Source organism: Allobosea sp. P1_A7 (assembly GCF_056406775.1).
In genome coordinates this window covers 20,710-27,077 of the sequence record NZ_JBFTZN010000059.1, presented here as the reverse complement: position 1 = coordinate 27,077, position 6,368 = coordinate 20,710, and the positions used below count along the sequence as shown (strand labels likewise).

The window sequence follows — 6,368 nt, the reverse complement described above, 5'->3', positions numbered from 1 at the left end:
GTATCCTGCACGTTCGGTGTCATGGCCTACCGGCCGCCGGTGCAGGTCGAGAGAAGACGGAGGCCCATGAGCCCGCTTGATATATTCGCCTGGATTGTCCTCGTCGTGCTCGTGTGCAGCACGGTTTTCGTCATCGTCTTCATGGCCATGCTTCCGGGCATGATCGCCAAGCGACGCAATCATCCCTGGGCCCAGGCGGTGGCCGTCGGCGGCTGGGTGACGCTGTTCCTGGGATTCGTGCTGTGGCCTGCCGTCCTGATCTGGGCCTATGTCGACGTGCCCGCGCGTGTTGACGCGCCCGCGCGCCCGCAGGAGCTCGCCCGATGATCGTCGTCCTGCTCAATGTCTATCTCGCCCTGCTGTTCGTGCTGGTAAAACTCCGGATCGTGCCGTTCAACCTGTTCTGGAAGGTCTCGCCGGTCCTTGTCCTGCTCCTCTTGCTGATCGGCCTGTTCATCCCGATGAACTGGGGCGCGCCGCAAGGCGCGGCGCTGGCCATCCGGCAATCCGTCGCCATCGTCCCTGATGTCGCCGGCGAGGTGATCGACGTCCCTGTCGAGCCGAACACGCCGTTGAAGGCGGGCGCTGTGCTGTTCAAGATCGACCCCGTGCCCTACGAGGCCCAGGTCAAGGCGCTTGAAGCGCAGTTCCAATTGCAGCAGCAGCGCCTGGCTCAGATGACCCAGCTGCAGAGCACGGGGTCCGGCCGCAGCTTCGATGTCGAGCAACGCCAGGCCGAGGTCGACCAGCTCAAGGCGCAACTCGAGGGCGCCAGGTGGAACCTCGAGAAGACGGTGGTTCGAGCTCCGGCCGCCGGTTACGTCACCAATGTCGCGCTGCGGAAGGGCGCACGCGTCGCCAACCTGCCGCTTGCGCCGGTCATGGCCTTCGTCGACACCGCGGAGACGGTCATCGGCGTCGAGATCCAGCAGATCGATGCCCGCTACATTGCGGCCGGCCAGCCGGTCGAACTGAYGTTCAAGTTCGCCCCGGGGCAGGTCTTTACCGGCAAGGTCGAGAGCGTGCTGCAGGCGATCTCGACCGGTCAGGTGCAGACATCCGGGGCGGCGGTGACGCCGAAATCCATCCAGGCAGCCCCCTTTGCCGTGCGCGTGAAACTCGACGACCAGGCCTTTGCCGACAAGCTCCCGGCGGGTGCTGCCGGCGATGCCGCCATCTTCACCGATCGCGTCACGGCCGCACATGTCATTCGCAAGGTGCTGCTGCGGCAGATCGCGATCACCAACTACATCAACCCCTTCTGATGCGAACGATCCGGCCCGCGGAGCTCGGCGCGCAACGGCCGCCAGCTCCCCGAGCCGGAGCGTCTCGGGATCACGAGCAACGAGTTGGCCCGATCGGATCGCCCGGCTCGGCTGATCGGTCGGGCGTTCGCCGTCCACATGATCTCGCGGCGGCGCGTTGACGCCGGCTGCTGCCGCCGGCTTTGATGCAGCGACACTATACGACCGGCATCGCCCGCTCACGCGGCGGCGGGTTGTTCATCCACACGAAGGGTTATCCAGATGCCTAGCGGCGGCTCCATCATCACAATCAGCGCCGCGAGGCCCCCCCTTCTCCGGGCCTCCGCGGCCCTCATCCTGCTCGCCGCTCTCGCCGGCTGTACGCAACGCGAGCCCATCGCGGCGAACGAGGGGCCAGGAATCCCGATCCGTACGCCGCAGGAGCGCAGCTATCTCGATCCCGGCCCTGCACCGAGCGAAGGCAGCGGGCCGGCTTATGTGCGCGAGAACCGCCGCTCGCCCAATTTCGGCGATCGTTTCGGGGGCGATGTCCTGTCCCGCGCGCCGTACTGACCCCAGCCATTGCTGAATGATGCGCAGAGCGGCCATAACCGCTCTGCTGCCTTGCCCTGCGACCTGGATGGCTTCTGCATGAGACGGCATGGGATGAGGATCGCTGCTGGGGCACTGGCGTTGTTGCTCGCCGGCTGCGCCGGCGACGTGCAGGGCGTGCTGGCGCCGGTTGCGCATGGCGCACCCGACGCCAGCAAAGTCACCATGCTCGTGGCAACGACGCGCTCGCCCGATCCGGATAACGGCATCCTGTTTTCCGGCGAGCGCGGCGCGAAATCGTCCTTCGCCGAGATCACCGTCTCGATCCCGCCCGCGCGCGCGCGGAAGGTTGGCGAGGTCCAATGGCCAAGCCGCCTTCCCGGCGACCCGGAACGCGAATTCGTGACACTGAAGGTCGACCGTCTCGACCAGCAGGCCGCCTTCGCCCGCTTGCACTCAGCAGCGTTGAAAGCCCCGAAGCGGCGCGTTCTCCTCTTCGTCCATGGCTTCAACAACCGGTTTGAGGATGCGGTCTATCGCTTCGCTCAGATCGTCCACGATTCCGATGCCAATGTCGTGCCGCTGCTCTTCTATCATGCTCGCCTCGCCTGATGTCGATGTCGATGTCTTCCGGACCCAGATCGCCGAGATCGGCAAGAGCCGCGCGAAATTCACCCTCTTCGTCTCGCAAGACGACCGGGCACTGGCGGTTTCCCGCCGAGTCTGGGGCAGCACGGCACGGCTGGGCGCGATCAACCCGGAAGCCGAGCCCTATCGCGACGAGCTGGCTGCCGAAGGCATCACCGTACTCGACCTGACGAAACTCAGATCGGACGACCGGCTCAACCATGGCAAATTCGCGGAGAGCCCCGAGGTCGTGCGGCTGATCGGGACCCGCCTCGTCGCGGGCCAGTCCATCACCGATTCACGCGTCGGCCTCGGCGACCGCCTGATGGCTGTCACCGCCGGTGCCGCGGCAACGGTTGGAACTGCGGCCGGTCTTGCGATTGCAGCACCGATCGCCATTGTCGACCCCCATACTCGCCGCAATTTCAATGGCCGCATCGAGCAACTCGGAGACTCGATCAGCGACGCGGCGAGCACGACCGGCGAAGTACTAACCACGCCGCTGGTGAACACGGGCCAGAAACAATAGCCGGATCGCGTGCACCAATCTCCAAGCCGCCGAACGCCAATTTCATGCGGTCGCCCGGGCAAGCTGCGACGGCAAGTGCCGCGGAGCACCTGTCAGATCACAGACGGCAACATCGTCGGTTTTGGCAAGTTCACGGTCACCCGCAGACCCGCCGGCTGGGCCGAAGCGAGGGTGACGTCCCCGCCATGCGCCCGGATGACGTCCCGGGCAATCGTGAGCCCGAGGCCGGTGCCACCGGTCGCACGGCTGCGCGATCCATCGAGGCGTTGAAACGGAGCGAAGGCACGCTCGATCTGGTCCGGCGCAATCCCTGGCCCGCCATCCCTGAGAACAATGACAAGCGCCTGAGCTTCGTCGCGCAGTTTAACGCTGACCCGCTCTCCATAGCGCAGGCCATTGTCGATGAGGTTTGACAGAGCACGGCGCATCGCCACGGGCTGACATGACAGCTGCGCATGATCGGGGCCGATATAGGTGACATGCCCCCCATATCCGTGAAATTGTCGCAAAGGCTGATCAGCAGCGAGGCAATATCGACCACGCTGTGCGGCTCGCGCCGGGCATCGTCGCTCCCGAACGCGAGAGACGACTGGATCATGGTTTCCATCTCGGAAATATTGGACAGGACCTCCTGCCGCTGATCCTTGTCGCGCACATACTCCGCCATGAGCCGCAGCCGCGTGAGCGGCGTGCGCAGGTCATGCGATATGGCCGCGAGCATAGTGGTTCTCTCATCCACGAAATGCGTGAGGCGCGCCTGCATGTCGTTGAAGGCGTGGGCGATCGCGGCATATTCCGGCAGGTCCATGTCACCGATCGGAGTCAGCGCCCGCTCTCGGCCGAGCCGTTCGGCCGCTCCGGCAAGCTGCGTCAGCGGCTTGACCAGGCTGCGCGCCATCCAGATGGATAGCATGCCGACAAACAGCGCCCCGCCGATCAGGTCCGCCGCGTTCCGCACGTAGCGCGCGCTCGCCAAATCGCCGGCGCGCTGTCTCACGATCAGCCAGGACCGATCCGAGAGACGGACGCCGATCTCGATTTCCGATGCCACGAGCGGGTAGTGCTCGACAGAATCCGCGGCGACATTGGTCATGAGCGCCGGCAGGCCGGACAAGAGAACGACACCGGTCCTGACCTGGCTGAGCAGGTTGCCGTAGGGCGTGATGTTGACAACGACAGCATCCGCGTCGACGCCCAGTTTCTTGCTGATCTGGGCCTGGAGCGTCGCGCTCGATGCAGGCGAAGGACCGCCCGGCGCTGCGGGTTGACCTTCACGGATGACGAAATCGAGCCACTCCTTCGATTTCAGCGAAGACAGCGCCAAATCACGCTGGCTGGCATCGGCCGCCGTCACGGTCCGTTGAGCATCGACTGTCGTATCGACAAGCCACTGCGTGTCGAACAACGCGAAATCCGAGGGTGGCACCAGCGCGCGAAGCGCTTCGCCGAGCAGTTGAGTCCCGATGAAGGTGAGGACCACAACAATGGCGATGCGGGGGGCAAAACCCACCCGCGACCACAGCCTTACCCTCATGGCGTCGCTTCGGGCGCATCGGCAACCACGTCCGCAGTCATGACATATCCCTCGCTCCGCACGGTCTTGATGAGCAGTGGTTCCTGCGGATTGATCTCGATCTTGCGGCGCAGCCGGCTGATCTGGACGTCGATGCTGCGATCGAAGATCTGGCTTGCCCTGCCATGGGCCAGATCGAGCAGCTGATCACGGCTGAGAACACGCTGCGGATGCTCGACGAATGCCAAAAGCAGATCGAACTCGCCGCTGGTCAGGTCGGTCAGCACATTGTCGGGAGACAGGAAGACGCGGCGTTTCGCATCCAGAGTCCATCCCGCAAACCGAAAGTTCGACCGCACGTGATCGCGCGCAGCGGCGGGAGAGACGCCGGTCCGGCGCAGAACAGCCCGCACCCGCGCCAGAAGCTCCCGCGGGTTGAAAGGCTTCGTCACGTAATCGTCGGCACCGAGTTCGAGCCCGACGACCCGATCCGTATCGGATGTCATCGCCGTCAGCAGGATGATCGGGATATTGCTCGTGGCACGGACGCGCCGGCAAAGGCTGAGCCCATCCTCTCCCGGCATCATGATATCGAGGACGATGAGGTCGAAGCGCCCTGCTTCCAGGGCTTCGAGCATCTGCGCCCCGGCCTGGGCCTGCGTCACACGCACCCCATGCTCACTCAGGAATCGCGCGAGGATCCTGAGTATCGTGGCGTCGTCATCGACGATGAGGAGATGAGGGCTGTTCGAGCGGGCCACGCGATGAAGCTCCGGCAGRGGAGTACCCTTGGCCTTCCACATGCCCTTTGGGCAAGCATCATTCTGTAACAGTCTGTTGCAAACCGAAATCCCGGAGACATCGCCCCGCGCCCCCACTGCCCTAGAGATGAGCGTCTCGCGAACGCGTTTTGCGCCATTGGGGTTGATGAATGACGTCGTTGGAGGCGCTTCGGCGCATTTTGTCCGGCCGCGTGGCCCTGGCCGCATCTGCCCTGGCGCTCATCTGCACGACAGGTCCTGGTGATGCCCATGCGCAGAGTCTTTTCGATCGCATGCCAACGATCCCCGGCGATTGGACCATCACCCTGGGTGCTCAGGGCAGGTTTCTCCCCGAATTCGAAGGCGCGAGCCGCTTCCGCTTCGAACCCCTGCCGATCGTCTCCGTCCGCCGGGCCGGCAAGGCTGCGCGCTTTCGCGCCCCTCTGGACGGTGCCGGTATTTCGCTGATCGACATCGGCGGCTTCCATGGCGGTCTTGTCGGCAAGTACAAGGGCGGGCGCGACGCTGGCGACTACCCCAGACATTTGCGCGGGCTCGGCGATGTCGACGCGACGATCGAAGCTGGCCTCTTCGCCGAGTTCTGGCCCCGGGATTGGTTCCGGACGCGAATCGAAACGCGCCGTGGTTTCGGCGGGCACAGGGGCTTCGTCGCCGACCTTTTCGCCGATGTCGTCGTTCCCATTGGCGAACGCTGGACGCTGTCCGGCGGGCCGCGCCTGTCGCTGGCCGACAACAAGGCGACCGCACCGTATTTCGGCGTCGACGCGGCCCAATCGCTGGCTTCCGGACTTCCCCTCTTCAATGCCAAGGGCGGGCTGCATTCGATCGGCGCCGGCCTGCAGGCGCGCTATCAACTGACGCCGCGATGGGAGGTCCGTGCCTATGTCGAATACGCCCGCCTCAGGGATGATGCGGCATCCAGCCCGCTGGTGACCCGCTATGGATCGCCGAACCAGACGACCGTCGGCCTCGGCTTGAGCTACTCGTTCGACGCCAAACTCTGGTGAGGGGATGCCCCTTGGACAGGCGTGGCGAGGGTGCGGCGTACGTGAGGCAGATGGAAGCGCCGGCTCCGGCCGCTAAAGCGTAACGGAGGAAAGGGCATTTACGTTTGCAACGGG

At 64.8% G+C, this 6,368-nt stretch carries 6 protein-coding genes and 2 pseudogenes; 5 read left to right on the top strand and 3 right to left on the bottom strand.

Annotated features, from left to right (window positions below):
- Positions 1–66: 66 nt before the first annotated feature.
- The 4 genes and pseudogenes from AC1D34_RS12860 to AC1D34_RS12845 all read left to right on the top strand — a co-directional run bounded on the left by AC1D34_RS12860 (position 67) and on the right by AC1D34_RS12845 (position 2,952).
- Complete coding sequence (locus tag AC1D34_RS12860) at positions 67–327, top strand: DUF3302 domain-containing protein (RefSeq protein ID WP_441488294.1); 261 nt, start codon at positions 67–69, stop codon at positions 325–327.
- Positions 324–1,265 (top strand): HlyD family secretion protein, encoded by a 942-nt coding sequence (locus AC1D34_RS12855; protein ID WP_476824407.1) that lies wholly within the window; start codon positions 324–326, stop codon positions 1,263–1,265. The genes AC1D34_RS12860 and AC1D34_RS12855 overlap by 4 nt, the downstream gene beginning before the upstream one ends.
- Before the next feature lie 261 nt (positions 1,266–1,526).
- A complete protein-coding gene (locus AC1D34_RS12850; protein ID WP_441488292.1) occupies positions 1,527–1,817 on the top strand; it encodes a hypothetical protein in 291 nt (96 codons plus the stop codon).
- Positions 1,818–1,895: 78 nt separating this feature from the next.
- A pseudogene (locus AC1D34_RS12845) lies at positions 1,896–2,952 on the top strand (alpha/beta hydrolase).
- Positions 2,953–3,044: 92 nt separating this feature from the next.
- Here the strand turns inward: AC1D34_RS12845 and AC1D34_RS12840 are convergent.
- From AC1D34_RS12840 to AC1D34_RS12830, 3 genes and pseudogenes are all read right to left on the bottom strand, one after another.
- Entirely contained in the window at positions 3,045–3,380 is a 336-nt protein-coding gene (locus AC1D34_RS12840; protein WP_476824408.1) for a sensor histidine kinase, read from the bottom strand.
- A gap of 158 nt (positions 3,381–3,538) precedes the next feature.
- A pseudogene (locus AC1D34_RS12835) lies at positions 3,539–3,850 on the bottom strand (histidine kinase dimerization/phospho-acceptor domain-containing protein); the annotation flags it as partial.
- Between the two features lie 632 nt (positions 3,851–4,482).
- Positions 4,483–5,226 carry a response regulator gene (locus AC1D34_RS12830; protein WP_441488289.1) on the bottom strand — a complete coding sequence of 248 codons (744 nt, stop codon included), beginning with the start codon at positions 5,224–5,226 and terminating at the stop codon, positions 4,483–4,485.
- Positions 5,227–5,519: 293 nt separating this feature from the next.
- Between AC1D34_RS12830 and AC1D34_RS12825 the strand changes: the two genes are divergently transcribed.
- Positions 5,520–6,254: a MipA/OmpV family protein gene (locus AC1D34_RS12825; protein ID WP_441488288.1), complete on the top strand. Its 735-nt coding sequence runs from the start codon at positions 5,520–5,522 to the stop codon at positions 6,252–6,254.
- Positions 6,255–6,368 lie beyond the last annotated feature (114 nt).